General features: G+C 32.2%; 16 protein-coding genes. 3 read left to right on the forward strand and 13 right to left on the reverse strand.

Annotated elements, in window-relative coordinates; genetic code table 11:
- Positions 1–75: 75 nt before the first annotated feature.
- The 8 genes from AC6CHK_RS10660 to AC6CHK_RS10695 all read right to left on the reverse strand — a co-directional run bounded on the left by AC6CHK_RS10660 (position 76) and on the right by AC6CHK_RS10695 (position 10,553).
- The gene (locus AC6CHK_RS10660; protein ID WP_498095915.1) at positions 76–3,225 is read right to left on the reverse strand and encodes a type I restriction endonuclease subunit R; all 3,150 of its coding nucleotides are present in this window, start codon (positions 3,223–3,225) and stop codon (positions 76–78) included.
- A gap of 2 nt (positions 3,226–3,227) precedes the next feature.
- Positions 3,228–3,632 carry a hypothetical protein gene (locus AC6CHK_RS10665; RefSeq protein WP_498095917.1) on the reverse strand — a complete coding sequence of 135 codons (405 nt, stop codon included), beginning with the start codon at positions 3,630–3,632 and terminating at the stop codon, positions 3,228–3,230.
- Positions 3,633–3,634: 2 nt separating this feature from the next.
- Positions 3,635–4,063, reverse strand: coding sequence for a hypothetical protein (locus AC6CHK_RS10670; RefSeq protein WP_498095919.1), 429 nt, complete (start codon positions 4,061–4,063; stop codon positions 3,635–3,637).
- 10 nt (positions 4,064–4,073) lie between these two features.
- Complete coding sequence (locus AC6CHK_RS10675) at positions 4,074–5,843, reverse strand: ATP-dependent nuclease (protein WP_498095921.1); 1,770 nt, start codon at positions 5,841–5,843, stop codon at positions 4,074–4,076.
- A 19-nt stretch (positions 5,844–5,862) separates the two neighbouring features.
- A complete protein-coding gene (locus AC6CHK_RS10680) occupies positions 5,863–7,101 on the reverse strand; it encodes a restriction endonuclease subunit S (protein ID WP_498095923.1) in 1,239 nt (412 codons plus the stop codon).
- Between the two features lie 7 nt (positions 7,102–7,108).
- A complete protein-coding gene (locus AC6CHK_RS10685; protein ID WP_498095924.1) occupies positions 7,109–8,122 on the reverse strand; it encodes a PIN domain-containing protein in 1,014 nt (337 codons plus the stop codon).
- Positions 8,119–9,651 (reverse strand): type I restriction-modification system subunit M, encoded by a 1,533-nt coding sequence (locus tag AC6CHK_RS10690; RefSeq protein WP_498095926.1) that lies wholly within the window; start codon positions 9,649–9,651, stop codon positions 8,119–8,121. Before AC6CHK_RS10690 ends, AC6CHK_RS10685 begins: the two co-directional genes overlap by 4 nt.
- 659 nt (positions 9,652–10,310) lie before the next feature.
- Positions 10,311–10,553 carry a helix-turn-helix domain-containing protein gene (locus AC6CHK_RS10695; protein ID WP_498095928.1) on the reverse strand — a complete coding sequence of 81 codons (243 nt, stop codon included), beginning with the start codon at positions 10,551–10,553 and terminating at the stop codon, positions 10,311–10,313.
- Between the two features lie 367 nt (positions 10,554–10,920).
- Between AC6CHK_RS10695 and AC6CHK_RS10700 the strand changes: the two genes are divergently transcribed.
- Complete coding sequence (locus tag AC6CHK_RS10700) at positions 10,921–11,736, forward strand: RNA polymerase sigma factor (RefSeq protein WP_498095930.1); 816 nt, start codon at positions 10,921–10,923, stop codon at positions 11,734–11,736.
- Between the two features lies 1 nt (position 11,737).
- The gene (locus tag AC6CHK_RS10705) at positions 11,738–12,832 is read left to right on the forward strand and encodes a nuclease/transposase family protein (RefSeq protein WP_498095932.1); all 1,095 of its coding nucleotides are present in this window, start codon (positions 11,738–11,740) and stop codon (positions 12,830–12,832) included.
- 140 nt (positions 12,833–12,972) lie between these two features.
- Here the strand turns inward: AC6CHK_RS10705 and AC6CHK_RS10710 are convergent, their stop codons facing one another.
- Positions 12,973–14,172, reverse strand: coding sequence for a hypothetical protein (locus tag AC6CHK_RS10710; protein WP_498095934.1), 1,200 nt, complete (start codon positions 14,170–14,172; stop codon positions 12,973–12,975).
- A 405-nt stretch (positions 14,173–14,577) separates the two neighbouring features.
- Here AC6CHK_RS10710 and AC6CHK_RS10715 point away from each other — a divergent pair, with 405 nt between their 5' ends.
- Complete coding sequence (locus AC6CHK_RS10715; RefSeq protein WP_498095936.1) at positions 14,578–16,206, forward strand: reverse transcriptase domain-containing protein; 1,629 nt, start codon at positions 14,578–14,580, stop codon at positions 16,204–16,206.
- An 88-nt stretch (positions 16,207–16,294) separates the two neighbouring features.
- Here the strand turns inward: AC6CHK_RS10715 and AC6CHK_RS10720 are convergent, their stop codons facing one another.
- The 4 genes from AC6CHK_RS10720 to AC6CHK_RS10735 are packed head-to-tail and all read right to left on the reverse strand — an operon-like array spanning position 16,295 to position 20,565.
- Entirely contained in the window at positions 16,295–17,353 is a 1,059-nt protein-coding gene (locus AC6CHK_RS10720) for a hypothetical protein (RefSeq protein ID WP_498095938.1), read from the reverse strand.
- The gene (locus AC6CHK_RS10725; RefSeq protein ID WP_498095940.1) at positions 17,353–17,859 is read right to left on the reverse strand and encodes a hypothetical protein; all 507 of its coding nucleotides are present in this window, start codon (positions 17,857–17,859) and stop codon (positions 17,353–17,355) included. Before AC6CHK_RS10725 ends, AC6CHK_RS10720 begins: the two co-directional genes overlap by 1 nt.
- Before the next feature lie 2 nt (positions 17,860–17,861).
- Positions 17,862–19,055: a JAB-like toxin 1 domain-containing protein gene (locus tag AC6CHK_RS10730; protein WP_498095942.1), complete on the reverse strand. Its 1,194-nt coding sequence runs from the start codon at positions 19,053–19,055 to the stop codon at positions 17,862–17,864.
- Between the two features lie 40 nt (positions 19,056–19,095).
- Positions 19,096–20,565, reverse strand: a complete 1,470-nt coding sequence (locus AC6CHK_RS10735) for a hypothetical protein (protein WP_498095944.1) — start codon at positions 20,563–20,565, stop codon at positions 19,096–19,098.
- Between the last annotated feature and the right edge of the window lie 230 nt (positions 20,566–20,795).

Below are 20,795 nucleotides of genomic sequence, written 5' to 3' on the forward strand. Positions count from 1 at the left end.
ATAAAAAACAAAAACAGATAAATCGGAAATAAATTGATTATCTGTTTATTATTTTAAGCTTCGATCAATAAACGACTAATTTTCATGTTTGTTTTTCATTAAATCTTCTGCTAGCATTTTTGCTTGGTTTATTACCGTATCAACTGCTTTCTCTTGTAAATCAGGTGGATAGCCGTATTTTCTTAAAATTCTACGAATATTTCGTCTTAAATCAGCTTGTACAGATTCCTTCAACGTCCAATCAATAGTTGTACTGTTGCGTACTGATTTCAACAATTCTTGAGCAATATGTTTTAATGTTTGATCGCCTAAAACGGAAACAGCAGAATCATTTATTTCTAAAGCTGTATAAAAAGCATATTCTCTATAATCTAAACCTAAACTTTCTCCCCTTTTATCTGATTCTTTAATTTGTTTAGCAAAGGGAATTAATACTTGTTCTAAAAATTCTACTGTATCAACCATTCCATTATGATATCTCGCAATAGCATCTTCTAACATTTCTGAGAATTTTTTACTTTCTACAATGCTGATTTTTGAACGCTTTTTTATTTCTCCTTTTAATAACTTTTTCAAAAGCTCTACTGCAAGATTTTTTTGTGGAAGATTTTTTAATTCCTCTAAAAATTGATCATCTAAAATCTCAATATTTGGCTTCTTTAAACCTGCGGCATCAAAAATATCTACCACTGTATCTGATGAAATTGCATCCGAAATAATCTGTTTTATTGCCGTATCTATTTCTTCATCCGATCTACCGCCTTCATTTTTATCTGAAATTTTTACTAATCTAGCTTTAATTGCTTGGAACAATGCAACGTCATTTCGTATTTCTAAAGCTTTTTCATGAGGAACAGATATCGCAAATGCTTTCAATAAATTCTTCGTATTTTCTACAAATGAAGCCTCTCCATTTTCTTGACTAAAAATATAATCAACAATTACAGGAATAAACTTTAATTTCTCTTCTGCATTTAATGTAAAAAACTTTTTATAATCAAAATGGCGTAATTGGTATTCAATAGCTTCGTGTAGTTCTAACATTTTAGCTACTGCCAATTCTTGATCTAAAGTTGGAGAACCCTCGCCTCCACTCGCAGTATAATCTGCTAAAGCTAATTTCAGTTCTTGTGCAATTCCCAAATAGTCTACAATAAGACCACCTTCTTTGCCTTCCGTAAAGACACGGTTAACCCTTGCAATAGCTTGCATAAGATTATGTCCTCGCATTGGTTTATCGATGTACAAAGTATGCAAACAAGGTGCATCAAAACCTGTTAACCACATATCTCGTACAATAACCAGTTTTAGATTATCAAAAGGATTTTTAAGGCGATCTCCAATTGCTTTTCTTCTCGGTTTATTTCTAATATGCGGTTGCATGTTCAATGGATCACTAGAAGAACCTGTCATAATTACTTTTAACTCTCCCTTATCATCCTCTATATTATGCCATTGTGGACGAATCTTTACTATTGTATCATATAAGTCTACACATATTCGTCTACTCATGCACACAATCATTGCTTTACCTTCAAGTACAGAATTTCTATTTTCAAAATGAAAAATAATATCCTCGGCAATTTTATTAAGACGATCTTCATTTCCAACAATAGCTTCTAAACGAGACCATCTCGCTCGCAATTTTTGGCGATTTGATAATTCTTCTGATTCAGTTAATTCTTCAAACTCTGCATCAATTGTCGCTCTTTCGGCATCATCAAAATTAATCTTCGCTAATCTACTTTCGTAAAAGATAGGAACTGTCGCTTTATCCTTAACAGCTTGTTGGATATCATAAATATCAACATAATTTCCAAAAACAGCTTGTGTATTTTTATCCGTTGTTTCAATTGGTGTTCCTGTAAATCCTATAAAAGTAGCATTAGGTAAAGCATCTCTTAAATGCTTTGCATATCCATCAATAAAATCATATTGAGAACGGTGTGCTTCATCTGCAATAACAACGATATTACGTCTTTCGCTTAATGAAGGACTATCTAATCCTATGTATTCTACTGATGGTTCGTTTAAATACTGACCTTCTCTATCATTGGAAGTAGCTTCTAATACAGGCATGAACTTTTGAATTGTAGTAAATACAATTCCCCCAGAAGCTACACTAAGAATTTGACGGAGATGCTTGCGATCACTTGCCTGTTGTGGCATTTGTCTAAGAAGTTGATTACAATTGGTAAAGGTCTCAAACAACTGATCGTCAAGATCATTTCTATCCGTAAGAATTACCAAAGTAGGATTTTCCATACGAGGTTCAAGAATCAATTTACCTGAATAGAAAACCATACTTAAACTTTTCCCACTTCCCTGCGTATGCCATACCACGCCACCTTGCTTATTACCTCCTTTTTCACTTGCAACAACAGTGCTTTCTGCTGCTTTGTTAACGGCATAAAACTGGTGATATGCTGCAATTTTTTTTAGTGTTTTTTTATCTGTTTTTTCAAAAACTATAAAATTTTGAATTAAATCTAAAAGCGTGCTTTTATTTAGCATTCCTTTAAACATCACCTCCATTTGAGGTTGTAAAGTATCTTCTGTGGTTCTACCATCTTTGGTTTTCCACGACATAAAACGAGACCAGTCGCTAGTTACTGTACCGCATAGAGCATCCCAACCATCCGAAGCTATTAGAATTTCATTAAATGTGAAAAGAGAAGGTATATATTGTTTGTATGTCTGTAGCTGATTGAACGCTGATTTTACTGTTGCATTTTCATCTGTTGCATTTTTTAATTCTATCACCACTAAAGGTAAACCGTTGATAAATAAAATAATATCTGGTCTTTTATTGTAATTCCCTTCAACAATTGTAAACTGATTTACCACTAAAAACTCATTGTTTTCAGGCTTTCCAAAATCAATTATGTTGACTTGTTGTCCTCTAACACCATCCTCAGTACGTACTTCTACTTCAACACCTTCGATAATATACTTATGAACTGTTTCATTAGAAATAAGTTCATCCGTACTTTCAGAACGTAATAGTTTACGAAAAGCAGCATCCTTTGCTTCGTAATTTAATGCAGGGTTAAGACGATCTATTGCAATACGCAAACGATTTTGCAATACGACATCATTATATTGTCTCTCTGGAATATCGCCGTCAGGAGAAATGTCCACACCTGAAATATATTCGTAGCCTAAGTTTTGCAAATATTGAATTGCAATTTCTTCTATTTCGTTTTCTGTAATACTGTTTCCCATAATTATATTAAACTAAACAAAATACTAGCATCTGCACGATTTACAGCAGCACGATTTGTAAGTAAATTGGTTTCAGTTTTTGGATGTCTTGTATTGGTAAAATGATTAATAGCAGAGTTTGCCCAACTCATATTAGAATTAGTACTTAATGCGCATATTAATATGTCGATTCCTTTAAAGGAAAAATCATAAACTGCGGTACGAAGCGGCGAAGACATATCTCCCATGGTATAAATTGCAATTTTTTGACCTAGATAGTTACCTTCCGATTCAAAATCATTAGGATCTCCACCCAACGGTATTCTTGGGTTCATTACAGCGCCTGAAGCCAATAAATCGTAAAATAAAATATTAAGAGTGGAGGTTTTGCCCCTATCGTGTAAGCCTTCTAAAACTATTATTCTCATTTTTAATGTAAATCTAAAAATCCATTTTCTGAATTGTCATCATCAAATCTATTATCATTATCAATAATAATCCCCTTAGCTTGCATATGCATTATAAAAGAAGGAGCATCTTCTGTCAAATGACTACCATCATCACTTACCAATCCATTATGAGATGAAGTGTAAATTGGGCCTCCATAAATATCTGAAAAATATTCTAACGCCGCAGAACCAAGACCTGTATTCTTATGTTCATTGGTATACATTCTCATAATTTTATATCCATTACCATAATCTAATTCTTGAAATTCAAATTCACCAATTTGATTCCCACTCATATCTTCGATAAGAAGCTCATAATCATTATCTAATATCATCTTAAATAATTGATTTTTAGAATTTCTATAGATACGATAATCACAGTCTTCTTTTACTAGTTTTGCTTTTGCCATAATTATATTCTTATTTTAAGAAATCTAGTATTTTTTTAAATTTCCCTCTCGTCTCATTACTTAATGTAATTTCTTGCTCACTAATAAATAAATTTTGTAAAGCGGTATTAAAAGCCGATTTATTATAATCTGTCATTGCTGGAGCAAATGTTTTTTGGATTTCTAACAGTTCTTGTAGCATAAAAAGCTGCTCGGTTGCTACATTGAATGTTGGATCTACATCCTTTAGGGTGCTAATACTATCACGAACCACAACACCAAACTCTTTTATATATCTATTTTTAGCATCATCACCAGCTTTATCACCATCTAAAAAGATTGAAAAATCTCTTCCCCAAGCTAGATACGTTGCTATAATCTGATTATTTCTATCAGCACCATTACCAGGATAAAATTTAATATCATATTCCTCATCTTTTAAAATAATTTCAGCCATATAACGGAACGTATAATAATCATTTTTACCTTCTGTTAAAACAATATTAGGTACTTCCTCTAAGCTACTAGGAGAATACTCAATTGCATCTAAAATTGGCTGAAAATATGTACGTTGCTCAGGATGAGTGGTAACAAATTGTTTATAAATTGTTGCTTCTACATCTGTATTTTCAGGCGAACTATCGAAACCATTATAATCAATGGCTTTGTTTCGAACGATATATGCGCCTGACAACCATTTAGGATTTATCAAATGGTGACTATGTGTTGTATAAATTAACTTACAATTTGTTACCAAGTTTTCAAAAGTACTTAATAATTTCTTTTGAGCTGTCGAATGAAGATTTGAAGCAGGCTCGTCTAACAAAAACAAAATTTCGCCTTTTTCATGTCTTCTATTCTTTCTAAACTCTGTAAATAATAGGAATGTAAAAAACCATTTAAAACCTAAACTGCGTTCTGCTATTTGAAATTGTTCTAAACCTTCTTTTAGTTTAAACTCTAAATAAACAAGATTTTCTACAGTGTTGATTGAAGGTTTTAATTTAATTTCTTTACCATTTGAAGCAAAAATCTGTCCCCATGCATCAAATACTATTTTAGTAATTTGTGCACTCATTCTATCAATAGTTGCATCCAAAGCTTCTTTACCAGCTTCAGTGGAATTTTTCAATCGATTTACAATATGATCTTTAATATTTAACCCTTCATTAAAGGTATCTAAAATATCATTGAGCACTGCTCTATAAATTTTTTGCTCCTTATCTTCTGTATTAGATTCTTCTAAATAAATTCTTGTTGGAAAATCGAATAAAAAATTAGGATAATAGATTATTGGAGGTAATAAACCACCATAAATAAATTCATTCACATCAATATATTCTTGTGATTCTGCACCATAATTTCTTGAAGCCCTTTGTCCTTTTTTGGAGCCAGATAATCTAAATTTATATTCCCAACCAGATTCATCTACTACAAACTCAGAATCTTTGAAGGTATAGATTATGCTTATCTTATATTGACTAATTTTTTCTATAGAAATAAACCCTGATTCTTTTGACCATTCTTCAATAGCTCTGTTATCCTCTTCATCTAATTCTAAAGTGGCATGAATTTCTATGGTATCGTTAAAATTAAACTTTTTGCTTTTAGGAATTAATTTATGAATTTCAGCATCGGAAGGTTCATTAGAAAACGTACTAATTGCTTCCAAAATCGTAGTTTTTCCACTTTCGTTTAGACCTACCAAAGTATAAATATCAGATGTAGGTTTTTTGTCTAAATCTAATGTAAGGTCTTTAATTCCTTTGTAATTTTTTATATAAAAAGAGGTATATCTCATGTCATATTTGTGATTTTGCTTAAAGTTTTATTTCTATTTTACCGTTCATTAGTTTTGGAAGTAATGTATCACGTGTTTTCATTAAGTCTCTATTTTGCTCTGAGTTTATTATTATTCTTTCGAATAATTCTACAACGATACTTTCAAATCTTTCAAGAACATTTTCTTCAGGTAAAACAAAATCAATATTTCTAAATGATGACTTGCTAATTTCTTTAAAAGTAGAACCACTAGACCTACTAATTACTAAATCCATATTATGTTTCAGCCAAAAGAGCATAAATAAATTACTAACCTTTTTGGGCTGTATTGCAATGAACCCCTGATTAATTGAAATTGGAACACTTGAAATTGCTAAATATCCAATAGGAGCTCTGGATGAAAGTAATAGAGTACCCTTTTCTAGTATTTTAGAACTAATTTGTTGAACTCCTAAATTTGTTATTCTTCTTTCTGTATCGATCAATACTGGAAATTGAACATTTGACAAATCTTTCGGAGTTGCCCAATAATTTTCTCCATTCCAAAATTCATCATTTTTAGTACTTGGTGTAGAACCTCCTTTTACATAAATTACATCGTCAATTTTATTTCGTCTCCACCTTTTAGGCAGTCCGTTTACCAATTCGCCATCGAAGCCTGGGAATTTAAAATCAACAAACCATTCTTTAAACATGGCTTGTGCCATAGCTTCTAATGTTTGGTTCATTTGGTTATTAAGTTCTATTTTATCGTCTAAGGAAGAAAGAATTTCCGCAATACGTTTTTGCTCTGCAATATCAGATGGAGCATAAAACTCAAAATCTTGAATCCTGCTTGGTGAAGTATGTTTTACCGTAGAGCCTGTAGCACTTCCTAAAATATAATATTGATATTCTCTAGTTCTTAAAAGCCAATACAAGTATTCAGAATCTATATTGTTATTTTTAAATTGAACTAATCCTAATCTTTGATTGTGTAAATATTTTATATTTGAATGTGGAGGAATTTTTGCTGCATAACCTAAAGTATCTCCTGCTTTACTCAAATCAGTCATCGTAATTAAAATATCATTTTCTTTGAGAATATAATCTTTCGGAATATCACCTTTATAATACTTAAATTTATCTGTTTTAAATCCACCTCCAATTTTAAAATTACCTGGCGTTAGTAGTATATCTTTAGTTGGTTTATCAGAAAAGAATTCACCTTTAAAAGCAAAGCCATGCTTTATTTTTACAAGGTCTCCCAATCTATATTTTTGCCAATTAGTTATCATTATTAATTTAATTTAAAATTTCAACACCCTCGGTAGAAACAAATTCTAAGTATTCTACATCCGTATATTTTGTTTGTATTTCTAGTGGAATATCAACTTTTTCTTCGTCCGATTTTTTTGCGTTAATTACCACTTTAGAAAAAATGACTGGCATTGCGAAATCCCCTTCTTCATCTTCAGCCATTTCTACTTTTAAACATAATTCTTCAACTTTAAAATTAAGAATAGTACAATCTTCATCCTCAAAGAAAATCGTAGTTTTAGGTGTAAAAATATCGTTTAGATAGTCTTTAAAATACGCTGTTTGAGCGTAATCATAAAGTTTACGATAGTCGATATAATTTTTATAATCTTTTTCTAATTCACTAACTACAGCAGCCTCATTATTTAATATTTCAATGTGCTTGTTCCATTTTCCTTTAAATTCATATTCACAACCTACATAATCACCGTCTTTTGTCAAGAAGATTAGTTTATCAAAGTTTTCTAATTCTTCATAATTAAGAATAGATTCCCAAATGATATTGTCTTTAAACCCTGCATCTTTAAATCCAGACAATTGTGAAAATGGTCTTTGAGCTTTTTGTTTTTTTAAAACTCTAACCATCATACTTTTAAGAATATCGTTCGCTTTTTCTTCTTTTAATTCAATAATTTTAACAGCTGTCTTTGTTGCTAAGTACGCAGTGCTTTTCTCATGAATATGATCGCTGCAATTAAAACCTTCCACGTTAACTTGTAAACCTTCAAAATGCGGTAAATCTTTTAACCTTTTAAAATGCTTGTTAAAATTATCAATATCTTCAGTATACTGTCTTTCTTTTTGATCTTTTAATTCAACAATAGCCCAAGCAGGGATTGCTAAAGCAACAGCATCTGTTAAGCTATTATTGGTAATGTATTCTTCAAGAAAAGAAAATGGCTTACCAAATTCGAAAGTTGAATACACTACTTTTTCACCGTCCGTACTTCGAAGAGAATTGGTATCGAAAACAATTAATGTTTTTAGTTTATGACTCATATTTGATATCCAATAGAAGCTAAACTTTGTCTAATTTTATCGTCTTGTTCTACAGAACGATACATCTGCTCCTTTAAAGTTGTGGTAAGGGTATTCATCTTATCATCGAAAATAACATCGTTCTCCTCTACTTTTTTAAATTCGATATACCTACCCGGACTTAACACGTGACCATTTTTACGGATATCTTGTATCGTTGCTGATTTACAGAAACCTGGTTCATCTCGATACTCTTCTGCCGGTTGTGCGTTGCGCCAATTGTGGTAAGTATTGGTTATTTTCTCTATATCCTCTTGCGTAAGTTCTCTTTGTTTACGGCTTAGCATTTTGCCCATTTCAGAAGCATTAATAAACAATATCTCATTTGAACGGTTACTGAATTTGGAATTACCCTCTCTGTTTCTTCTAAAAAACCATAGACACGCTGGAATTTGCGTATTGTAGAATAATTGCGGAGGCAAAGCCACCATACAATCTACTATATCGCCCTCTATTAAGGCCTTACGAATTTCACCTTCAGTTGCTACTTCAGAGCTCATACTCCCATTGGCTAGTACAATACCTGCACTACCAAATGGTGCCAATTTGTTTATAAAATGCTGTATCCAAGCAAAGTTAGCATTACCTTCGGGAGGTTTACCATATTTCCATTTTTCCGTTTCGGCTGTGTTAATTTTATAATCGCTTACGTTAAATGGTGGATTGGCAATGACATAATCTACTTTTAATTGTGGAAATTGATCGTTAAATAATGTATCACCCAATCCAATTTGAGCTTCAATCCCACGAATCGCTAAGTTCATCTTTGCTAAACGATGGGTTGTAGGATTACTTTCTTGTCCAAAAATAGAAATCTTGCCTTTTCTGTGTTCATGTAATTCTATAAACTTTTCACTTTGAACAAACATCCCTCCACTACCGCACGCACCGTCATAAAAACGTTTTTCTGCACCAGGCTCTAACATTTCTACTAGTAATTTTACAATACTACCTGGGGTGTAAAACTGACCTCCTTTTTTACCTTCTGCATCTGCAAACTGTCCTAAAAAATATTCGAATACTTCGCCTAGTATATCTTTATCTTTGCCTTTTCCTTCACTAGATAAAGTGATAGAACCAATTAAATCTATCAATTCACCCAGACGTTGTTTATCTAATGTAGGACGAGCATAGTCTTTTGGTAAAACAGCTTTTAGAGAAGGATTGTCTTTTTCGATAGCGTCCATTGCATCATCAATATCCTTACCTATTGAAGGAAATTTAGCTCGACCTTGCAACCAAGACCAACGAGCAGATGGTGGAACGTAAAAAATACGTTCTGCTACATATTCATCCTTATCTTCGGGATCAGCTCCTGTTTCTAATTGTTCTTCTTGTAATTTTTTATACTGCTCCTGAAAAGCATCCGAGATATATTTGAGAAAGATAAGCCCTAGCACGACATGCTTGTATTCAGCAGCATCCATATTGCTTCTTAATTTATCTGCAGCTTGCCATAAAGTTCTTTCTAATTGTAAACGATCTGTCATAAAATAGACGTATGTAGTTTGATTTAATATTAACTGATAAATATACAAAGACTAAACGGAAGTAGACATAGTGAGGTCACAATTATTTCTCTACCTGTCTTGTCATGAAATAGCTTTATAATAAGTAATTTGAAATGAAAAAAAAACTTAAACAACTTCAGTTTTCAGTCCTTAGTAAAGATATCCCTATAATCGAGAAGAATCCGAAATCATCAAAATACTTGGTGTAATAGATCAGGTCATAAGCAGCAATCTTTGAGAGTACAAAAAGTATGAACTAAATATAAATACCTTACATCTTTTGATCAATAAGCTATCCGTTAGGAAATTGAGAATAAAAAACATCAAATATCTTTTTACTAAAATAGATGAAAATCGACAGAACCATGCGCTAAAAAAACGTATTAACATGCTTTGTAGATCTTTGGAATATGCAAAACTAAAAATTAAAGGTTTGGAAACGAGGATTAAAGTGGAGGAAGAGAACCTGAAAATCAAATCGTACAAAGCCTGATACCAAACAGTCACAAGATTCAGAAAAAATACATCTTAACTACTGTCTAGAAATATTTGTACACAGTTTAGTTACAACAGGACAAAGTAAACTTACAAAAATACAAAGACAGGAATGAGTGATAAATATCACCAAAATCCATACTTTATAGATCACAATCAAAAAATTCCTTTAAAGAAATTCCAATGAGATTACAAAATTTTGCTATTGTGTATATAGTTATTCCTCTTTTATTGTTTTTACTTTCCCAACGATTTAATATCTGCCTATCGATTTCGAATTTTTTAGCAAATTCAGATTGTGACAAGCCAGTAGTAGCTCTAAGAAACTTAATTCTATCAGCAATTTTATTTTTTAGGATTATATCTTCCTCGTTAAGTGCAGCCATATCGCAATTTTGCAAAAAATCAGAACTTTAATGTAATCCACTTGGATTACATTAAAGAGTTTTTTATATTTGCAAATAATACAATGCAATTATTCCAATAGAATTAAAATATTGAAGCAATTGTTTAAATCTCGCATTAGAAAACTGGTAATTTTTATGTGTACGAGAAGATAAGTAAATTTGCCCACGACCTCGGCGTGGGTTCACTTATCGTACACGGGTATACCAGTGCCTCTAATGCTGTAAGTTGAGTTCCACGCCCTTTTTTAGGCTATATGTAGTGAGCTAGTGTTTGTGAGTGGTGCGGAGAATTCATACAAGATTTTAGCAGTTTCTTCCAGCAATAATTTAGCTAAAACCGCTGCTTATGAAAAGAATAGACTCTTTGTCCCAAAAACTGAGCAATCTTCAGTTGTACGAACTGCTGAAAAAAGGCAATCCGACCGCTCTCGAACATATTCATCTACGCTACAAAAGACTTCTTTTCTGGGTTGGATGGCAAGTGCTTAAGGATGATTTTGTAGTGGAAACTATTGTTCAGGATACATTCCTCAAATTGTGGCTACACCGCGACACCATTGAAACTCCGAATCATATTATTGGCTTTTTACGGTTTGTTATGAAAAGAGATTGTATATCGTATGTCACTTCGCCGAAGAATAAATTCAACCGTCTAGTTGCTTCTCTTGAAAGTTTTGAGAATTATCAGGATTATCTCGTGGGTTATGATCCCCTGAATGATAAAGAGAATCTCCTCAGTCAGGAATCCGATCAGAAAAATTTTGATGAAGTCAAAAAGGTTTTACCCGTTCTGGATCCCAAAAGAAAACACCTGATTGAACTTTGCTTGGAATATGGCTTTCAGCACAAACCAATCGCAGATGCAATGGGAAGTAGTGTGAAAGACATCAGCAATGAGGTGAGCAGAGCTATAAATGACCTTCGGAAAATTCTTAATAGAAGTTCTTTTGAACAGCCACAGGAAAAAGATTCCGATAATAAAGAGCAGTCAGAAAAACTCAGCAGTCAACAACTCGAGATTTTGAAAAGAAGGTTTGAGCAGAAATCTTCTTTTGCAGTTATCGCCCAAGAATTCAAATTACCTGAAAAGGAAGTACATCGGGAATTTCTGTATGCATATCAACATTTACAAAATCAAAACACTTCTAAAATACCTCTTTGAAATGGAAAAATCCACGATGATATTGACCCGAAGAATTCAGCTGCTGATCGATCTTCCTGCAAATGAAAAAAACGAGATGTGGGAAAAACTATACCGGTATCAGAACCGCTGTTACAGAGCTGCTAATTTAATTGTTTCCCATCTGTATGTTCAGGAAATGATCAAGGATTTCTTTTACCTTACAGAAGAAATACAGTACAAGTTGGCGGATGTAAATAAAGATGAAATGGGAATATTTACAAGATCAAAAACACACACAACTGCACGGATGGTCTTCGATCGTTTCAAAGGAGAGATCACCACTGATATTCTGGGAAGCCTAAACCATACGATTCAATCAACCTTTTCCAAAAACAAAGTGGATTACTGGCAGGGGACAAAGTCATTGAGGAACTTTAAAAAAGATATTCCAATACCGCTTCCTATTAAATGCACTACTAAAATGAGATATGATCCAGAAAAGAAAGCGTTTTGTTTCAATATGTTTGCTATTCCTGTTAAAACGTATTTAGGGAAAGATTTTACTGACAAGCGATTGATAATGGAACGTCTTTTAAGGGGAGAGATAAAGCTTTGTACATCACAGATCCAGCTGAAAGCCGGAAAAATCTTTTGGCTTGCAGTATTTGAATTTGAAAAAGAAGAGCATCTTTTAAAACCAGAAATCATCGCTGAAGCTTCCCTGTCTTTGGAACATCCTATTGTTGTAAAAGCCAATAATGTTCGAATCAATATTGGGTCGAAAGAGGAGTTTCTATATCGCAGACTTGCGATTCAGGCAAGTCAAAAAAGGATTCAAGAATGCATTGCCTATGCTCGGTCAGGAAATGGAGCCAAGCGGAAACAAAAAGCATTGTATAAAACGGAAAATTTGGAAAGCCGTTATGTAAGCCATCGGCTTCATTTGTATAGCAGGAAGCTTATCGATTTCTGCATCCAACAACAGGCGGGCACGCTTATTCTTAAAAATCAGGAAGACAAGATTGGAATTGCAAAAGAACAGGAATTTGTACTTCGCAATTGGAGTTATTATGAATTGCAGACCAAAATAAAATACAAAGCAGAAAAGGCAGGTATCGAACTGATCATTGGATAGCTAAAAAAAATAACGAGGGTGCTTGTACACCCGCAGGGTGAGGTCATGAACACTCACTAAATACTCAATAGTATATACAACGGCGTGGGCTCTTTTTTCACTTACTATATTGAGAGTATAATGTTTGAAGACAATTTACTTTACAATAGGAACTTTTTAACTGACAGAATATTTTCGTGATTTAAAACAAAATGACGTCTTTCACCATTTCTTAGAAGACAATAAGCTTCTATATAACAATGTAAATCATTTAGTGTCTCAGATTTTGACATTTGAGCAGAAGTCAGTGACACTTTTGTGAAAGATTTATTAAAAGCAATAACTTCAATGATATAAATTATTCTTTCAGTTATTTTATTCATTTTGTCTTTATATACAATCTTATATAAGTTACCTTTTTTAAATGACGATGGCATAAGTTGTTTAAAAACTCTTTGCTGGTTTATCCCGATAAGCTCGTTTGAAAATACATCTTCTTTTTGTACTTCTTTTATCGCTGAAATATTATCCTTTGTTAATATTAAATTGTTGACTTTTTGAGTAAAAATATTTCTGTACACAAACTCATAATAATATGTGTTGAAAGATATATTCAATAATTCAACAACATCTTGTACTTCATAAACTTTGTCTTTTACAGTACTTTCAGGAAAAAGATATAAATTTTCTTTATCAAAAGAAAACTCACTTTTTGAAATATCATAATCTTCAACACTCTTCAGGATATTCGATGGCAAAATCTCTTCTGAAAATCCCTGCTTGGTGGAATTGAACCATTTGCATTTGAAAAGCAATTGTGAACGTAATTTTGTACCACTAACAGTGTCGAACACTTTTTTATTTTCATTTGGTAAAACTTCTAAAACTGTCAAAATAGGAGATACAAAATCTAAATTTGCTGTAATTTTTGTTTTAACATTATCTGTTTTTTCGTAATTGGATTTTAATTTTTTAAGTTCAATATCCACTGATTTCAAAATATATTTATTGTTGACGTACTGTTGAGCATCAGTCAAAGCTAAAATATCGAGTTCAGAGTCAATACTATTTTCATTTCCTGCAATAAGTTTTAACTCAATCTCTTTGAACCATTTTCTTTCAAATAAACAAGTTTTTGTATTGAAAAAAATACAGTTGTATTGAACATCTTTTTTGCCTGTTTGCTCATTATAATTTTTAGGATTATTGATTTCGAAAACGACAAGGATTGGGGGTGTATATTCTGACTTAGCTTTAACAATCAATTCTGAGATAGACCCAAGAAATGGATTTGTTAAATATGTAACCAAGTCCCCTAATTTATACAGAGGATCATTTGTTTTTATTGATTTAATTTCCAAGTTATTAATTTTATTACAAATATATAATTATATTTGTAATGCTTACTTCTGAGTGAGGATTTTTACAACTAGGAAGGATAGAAAAATTTTAATTTTAAAATTAAAGTTTTACTTGCTGTAAGAAGACAGTATTGGATTGTAATTTACTAATCAGCAGCATTAACCCACATAGGGGGCTAGGCAACAAGCCTACAAGTTCTGCCGATAGAAGAATTGTTTCAAACCATAAAGGTAGTGATTTCAGATTAATTTCTGTCATATCTATTGATTTAGATGTTATTTTGCTATAAAGGTTAAACAAGTATTTAGGAAAAATAAACAATGACTCAGGAATGGGTACTTATCCGATTATTATGTATGTAAATGCTATATCCTCTATTGTAAATTTCAGAAGTAAGTTTTTTTATGATCAAAAGTAAGCCCGATTGGCTAAAAAGTAAAGGATATATCCATATTACCCCCTCTTTATCTGTTGAAAAAGATTGGAAAATCTATGAACAGAAAATTACCAATGAAAAGTATATTGAAAAATATGCTTTTTTTCCTTTGATGCACGATTCAATTAGTGAAAGAAAATACAAAAAATATGATGAAAGCAAACACATAAACACCAATAGTTCTGGTCGTACACATTGTTTTAAGATAAGAAAAGGAACGAGTAAACAAACAATAAAATCAAGACCCATCCATTATGCAAGCCATTTTGATTCCCTCATTTACAGTTATTATGGAACTATTTTAAATTCAAAATATTTAGAAATAATAAAAGAAGATACTGAACTTGATAAAAGTATAATCGCCTACCGGAAAATTAATTTAGAAAATCAGGAAAAGGGTAAAAGTACAATTCATTTTGCGAAGGAAGCATTTGATGAAATTGAAAATCGTTCACAGCACAAAAATGTCGCTGCACTAACATTTGATATAGAAAACTTCTTTTCTGGATTAGATCACAAAATTTTATATGGTAAATGGTGTGAAATAATCAAAGAAAATTATCTTCCTGAAGACCATTATAAGATTTTTAGAGCGTGTACAAATTTCAGCTACATACTAAGAGATAACCTTCGAACGAAATATTATCCTGGATCTAGGAGGTTTGGATTTGATGAGAAAAAACTTCATTTAATAAGAAAAGCAAAGGGATACAAATGCTTTTTTCAAGATATAAATGAATTGAGAGAGGAAATCAAGAATGGTCATCTTAAAGTTTATAGAAATCCTTTTAGCAAAAAGCTTGATAATGGGAAAGTGGTTAAAATTGGGATACCCCAAGGTCTTCCATTGAGTGCTGTGTTAGCCAATATTTATTTGCTAGATTTTGACAGGAACATTATTAAAGAAGTTGTTCGGAAATATGGTGGCTATTATAGAAGATATTCTGATGACTTATTAATAATTTGTGATTCCGAGGAAGTAGACAATATAAAACAATTTGTATTAACTGAGATTTTGAAGTATGGTTTAAAGATAAGTGCTCACAAAACTGAAGAATTCTTATTTGAAAATCTAATTTATAACAAGAATTCTGATAAAAGGCTTACATCAATTAAGATTGAAAATAATCAAAGAAGAATTGCAAAACCTCTTATCTACTTGGGATTTGAATACAGAGGATTTAGTACAAGTATTAAATCTACAAACCTATCAAAATACTTTAGAAGAATTATTTACATCGTCAAGAGGAGAGCTAAAAGAGCTGCCCAAAATATAACACCAGAAAGCAAAAGGGCGATTTACAAGCACCAAATAAAGAAGTTATATAATGCTCCTCTAAAAAATATTGACAGTGATTCTAAAGAGTTAAAACAAAAATTCCGAATGAGATATAGGTTTGTAAAAAATGAAGTGGGAGAATACGATTTGGAACCAGTAAAGATGCCCGTCAAAAAACAATCTAATTATATATCTTATTTGAAAAGATGCGATAGAATTTTTAATAGAGATGAGAACAACTCATTCTTGAATCAAGTGAAAAAAAGACAGAATATTTTAAACCACGCCATTAAGAAATATCTAAATAAAAATTTTTAGCTATCAGAATAGAACATATTTTCTTTTTAAAAGCAAAAGTGGTTTGGTTGTTTACTATAATATAGGAAAAATATAGGAGGATGAGGAATTATTGGTTGAATCTCTTGTCCTCATATTTTGCTCTTTCAGTTTTCAGAGAAACCAGCCAATCAAGATACATTTCTTGTGGCATACTGCGGTAACCTATTTTATGAATGTGCGCATATTCCTTATTCATAAGATCAAATAATTCTTTAGCTTTCGGATCGCTTAATGTAGCCTGAATATCTGTTGTATTTTGCTCTTTCATCAGTTTTTGGAACTGCTTCGTATGGGTTTCTGCCTGTAATAGCAAAGCATTGGCTAAATATGGAGAGATTTGGATTGCTCTTTCTGCGCATTTTATCGGAAAACTCCCATCATTGTCAGGAAAGCTTCTGTTGTAGGCGTTTCCTAAATCAACTAAGAGTAGTGCAAGACTTTCTTTGTTAGTAAGAGCTTTTAGATACACACCATTTTGAACAGCTTCTAAATGGATAAATCCCGAAGCCATTAACCAACTGTCCTGCGGAAATATGCCACTTGTAAGTTCGGTATTATACCAACCCAAAGATTTTATATTATGTTTGATATATACGTGGTTTGGAGCAAGTGCCAGATTTGCATCAACTCCTAATTCTTCTGCTAAAATCTTATAGAGATAAGGCATCGAGTTACAGTTCCCTTTCTGAGTGTCTAACAATTTTGAAACAAAGAGATTTGATAATTCTTTATTTCCGAAAACATCTTCAAAATCATATGTAAAGGGTTTGTATCTTACGGTGTCCATTCCCATAATTACAGGTGTTGCCTGGCACATTACCGTATAGATAGTAGCATATTTATTTACTTTGACTTCGTCATTTTCAGAATAATTAAGTTTCCTGTTTTTTAATAAAATATTACAGAAACCTTTTATAAACTTAATTTTATTGTTTAATTCTATAGTGTCATACTTTCCTTGATAGTAAGCATTTTCCACACTATAAACACCTTCTTTAAAACTATACTTCTGTTTATCAGTAAGCATATTGTCTATTGTTTGGTAAGCATCAGCATAAAAATGGTTTTCCTGTGCTTTTGAGAAAAAACAAGATATTAATATTATAAATGTAAATATTTTTTTCATTATTCTTTTGGAGTTGGAGGTATTGGTATTTCATATTCTTTCATTGGTTTAAAATATTTTACCAAATTCCCCTGATCTATTAATTCTAAGTTGTGCAAATCTTTTACTTTATAAACAAATCCCTTTTGGTAATCATTGCCATCATAATATGGTGGTTTAGCCTCTTTCATTTGAGTTAATTTGTTTTCTTTATTTATTAGATCAAACTCTGGCTTATATGGTTTAGTAATTATAATTTTATTTCCATTATAATTGAAAAACCCCAATTTTTGAATGGCGTATGTAGGACGAAGTATGTCTTCTGCTTCAGAAGACATTACTATTAATGTGTCATACCTATTAAAAACATAAAATGTTTTATCTGATTTCGAAATGTTATGATGTATTTTATCAACACTTTCAATAACTTTATCATATAATTCATCAGAAGTAAAATAAGAATTGTTAACTTCTTTTTTACAAGCTAATAAAAAGAACAATAGTAGTAAATATATTAAATTTTTCATCTTTATCTTCCTAGCTTTTTTAAATTAATCGTACTTGTTCCTAAATTTAATTTGTATGGTGATTTATTTAACCAATTATATTTCCAAAGGTTACTTTTACCATTATTAGGAGCATAATACAAATAATTACCCGGATAGTTTGTTTTACCAGTTCTATTATAATATTGATTGTCCCAATATCGCGAAACTCCATAATCTCCATCAGTTAGTCCATTTATTGGTGATGGCTGATTTACGTTTTTATGACTATGAATAGAAAAAATTAATTTTGAAAGAGATTGATCTCTGAAATTTGCGGGTGTCTTATCTTCTTCGTGTCCTGTGTAAACTGTATATAATGGACTTCCCTTTACATTATAGGCATCAAGTCCCCATTCAACATTTGAATTCTTTGCTGCAAAACTAAACACGTTAGAAGCATCATTAGCATTGGCTGTTCTACCAAAATTAATTCCATCAGAAAAAGTAGAATCCTTCAAACCATAATCAGTTGCTAAACTACTAATTATACTCCCGCTTTCAGCCGTAGGTTTTTCAACAGTCACGCTTTTACTTTTATCGACATTCCCATTTTTATCAGAAGCAAATAATGTGTCCGACTTATCATCCGTTTTTTCTATAAGCTTTACCTCTCCATTTTTAAGTAGTTGAAAATTATCAAAAATTTGTCTGCCGTCAGGATCAATATTAGAAATAGGATTATTGTACACAATATGATATGGTGACCAGCTACTATATTCTTCACTCAACGGATCGGGTGAAATCCAACGTCCGTGAGTGTCACCGATCGGCTGTGCATCAGGATCAGATAAATCAATTTCTCTTATCTCAATTATATTTCCACTTTTTGTATTGTATCTTATAGAACCGATAACTACAATACTATCCGTATCGTGGAACTCTAAATACTTGCCTTTGCTTAAAGTAGCAATCTTAGGATAATATCCATATTTTTCAAATGGATTTCCAATCGCTATATTTTTACGTCTGCGTTCTGCTTCTTCCGGGGTAATAGAATCTCTTGTCTTTAGGACTTCATCCATATAAGGACGGTTTCGTTCCTCTTTGGTTAATTTTACGGGATTCACCCATTTCTTTTCAGTTTTCGGTTTCTGTGTGGTTTGAGTCTTTTTTTTGACCTGTGCCTGTGTAAAACCTGTTATTACTGCAAAAGCAATCAATAATAATTTTTTCATAGTCATTTGTCTTATGATGGTTAAAGTTATTTATTTTTTGTTATAGTTTACTTGGATCTATCGGAATATATTTAGGTTTTTTATCTTGCTTTTTCTTGTCCTCAGCTTTTTTGATTGTTTCCTGTTGTTGTTTTTGTAGCTGATACAAATGTATTCTTTGTGCCAGTGCTTCGCTTTCCTGTTTATTGGTCTCAGTTTGCAGACTACCAAGCCACGCTTCGTAAGCGGATGCAGGCATTTCAGCATATCCCAGATTATCAATTTTGCTAAACTGCTCTTGCAGTTGCTTGAACTGATCTACAGCTTTTGGAAAATAACCCGCTCTTTCCAAATCCCTTTTATCATCTGGATTAATTCCTAATCGTTTTAGTGCAGACAACAATCTTGTCCGGCTGACATTTGATTTCTCCATATTTGGAGCTATACCATTAGGATAAAGTTCTAATGCTTTGTCTATAACTTTATTTACAAATTCATCATATCCGAATTTATGAACATAGCCTCTTGCCAGATCAAAATACGTCATTCCCAGCAATTCCTTTTTGGTAAGGTTTTCCATATAGATTTTATTTTGAAGAGCTTCGGATTTAATGTAGCCTGATTCTAATAAAAACGTATTGGTAGAAAACATTCCGTTGGTCAATTCTATATTCCGCAATTTTCCTTCGTCATCTATGAAACGAATGTAGGAATGATTTGGGGCTAATGCTAAATAAGCTTCTGTTCCCATAGCTTCCGCAAGCATCAAATAATACTGAGGCATAGAATGGCATTGCCCAGATCCCGTTTTCAGAAGTCTGGAAACAAACATTTTGCTCCAGTCTTTTTCTCCCAAATAATCTTCAAAATCATATTCAAAGGCTTTATGGGTTGTTCCACCCAAATTCATATCCTTAGAGAAATACTCAAATAACATCAGGTTCTTAGAAACATTACTTTCAGTGTCCTGTTTCCGTTCTTTCATTTTCTGCAACAATTGTTTTGCAGTTTTCTGTATGCCTGATTTGAATTGTGATAAATTCTGTTTATTACCGTAAAAAGCGTTCTCAACAGCAAAATTCGCATCTGTCAAAGAATAATTTTCGGCATCCATTCCGGAGAGTTTATCAAAAGCATCGTAATAGGATTTTGTTCCTGCTTTTCCGGATAATGTGGGTAGGTCGTAAGACATATTTCGTCCATTCGTAACCCAATCACGAAATTTCATTTCTTCTGCATCCTTGTTCAATTCAGCCTGTTGCCGATTTTTTTCCTTTTCTTCAGCTTCAACACGTTTAAAATCCTCTAAAACCATTCTTCTATTTTGCTCTTCTTGCTTGGATAAACTACCATTGATATAGTTTTGGGGAACAGCAGGAACATTACTTTTACTTGATGTAAGCAAGTTGTTATTAGAATAATTCTGAAAAGTGTTTGGTACAGGACTTTGTATGGTAGGCAGATTCGGAATCTGCGAAAATCCTATCGTATTAAAACATAGAAATAGAACTAAGAAATAAACTTTTCGCATTGCATTTGTAGTTTGTGTTTTTGACAGTATAAGAATAAGGAAATTTTGTAAAATCTATTATAGGTATTTTCCCACTCTTTGCTTCCAGTGTTTTTATGGATGTTTTCATAGTTTAGTTTTTTTTTGTCATTTGGTGAAAATAAAAAAGAGCGTGAATTGACATCACCCTTCGTTCAGGTTACTCGAATAACCCACTAAAGAAATGACGCAAAACACGCCCCGGAAGGGCG

Source organism: Chryseobacterium sp. GQ58 (assembly GCF_059758895.1).

Bases quoted from the DNA above. Each gene is read 5' to 3' on its own strand.
- AC6CHK_RS10670 (WP_498095919.1), bottom strand. From the start codon at position 4,063: ATGGCAAAAGCAAAACTAGTAAAAGAAGACTGTGATTATCGTATCTAT.
- AC6CHK_RS10665 (WP_498095917.1), bottom strand. From the start codon at position 3,632: ATGAGAATAATAGTTTTAGAAGGCTTACACGATAGGGGCAAAACCTCC.
- AC6CHK_RS10725 (WP_498095940.1), bottom strand. From the start codon at position 17,859: ATGAAAAATTTAATATATTTACTACTATTGTTCTTTTTATTAGCTTGT.
- AC6CHK_RS10695 (WP_498095928.1), bottom strand. From the start codon at position 10,553: ATGGCTGCACTTAACGAGGAAGATATAATCCTAAAAAATAAAATTGCT.
- AC6CHK_RS10700 (WP_498095930.1), top strand. From the start codon at position 10,921: ATGAAAAGAATAGACTCTTTGTCCCAAAAACTGAGCAATCTTCAGTTG.
- AC6CHK_RS10730 (WP_498095942.1), bottom strand. From the start codon at position 19,055: ATGAAAAAATTATTATTGATTGCTTTTGCAGTAATAACAGGTTTTACA.
- AC6CHK_RS10715 (WP_498095936.1), top strand. From the start codon at position 14,578: ATGATCAAAAGTAAGCCCGATTGGCTAAAAAGTAAAGGATATATCCAT.
- AC6CHK_RS10685 (WP_498095924.1), bottom strand. From the start codon at position 8,122: ATGAGTCATAAACTAAAAACATTAATTGTTTTCGATACCAATTCTCTT.
- AC6CHK_RS10680 (WP_498095923.1), bottom strand. From the start codon at position 7,101: ATGATAACTAATTGGCAAAAATATAGATTGGGAGACCTTGTAAAAATA.
- AC6CHK_RS10690 (WP_498095926.1), bottom strand. From the start codon at position 9,651: ATGACAGATCGTTTACAATTAGAAAGAACTTTATGGCAAGCTGCAGAT.
- AC6CHK_RS10660 (WP_498095915.1), bottom strand. From the start codon at position 3,225: ATGGGAAACAGTATTACAGAAAACGAAATAGAAGAAATTGCAATTCAA.
- AC6CHK_RS10720 (WP_498095938.1), bottom strand. From the start codon at position 17,353: ATGAAAAAAATATTTACATTTATAATATTAATATCTTGTTTTTTCTCA.
- AC6CHK_RS10735 (WP_498095944.1), bottom strand. From the start codon at position 20,565: ATGCGAAAAGTTTATTTCTTAGTTCTATTTCTATGTTTTAATACGATA.
- AC6CHK_RS10675 (WP_498095921.1), bottom strand. From the start codon at position 5,843: ATGAGATATACCTCTTTTTATATAAAAAATTACAAAGGAATTAAAGAC.
- AC6CHK_RS10705 (WP_498095932.1), top strand. From the start codon at position 11,738: ATGGAAAAATCCACGATGATATTGACCCGAAGAATTCAGCTGCTGATC.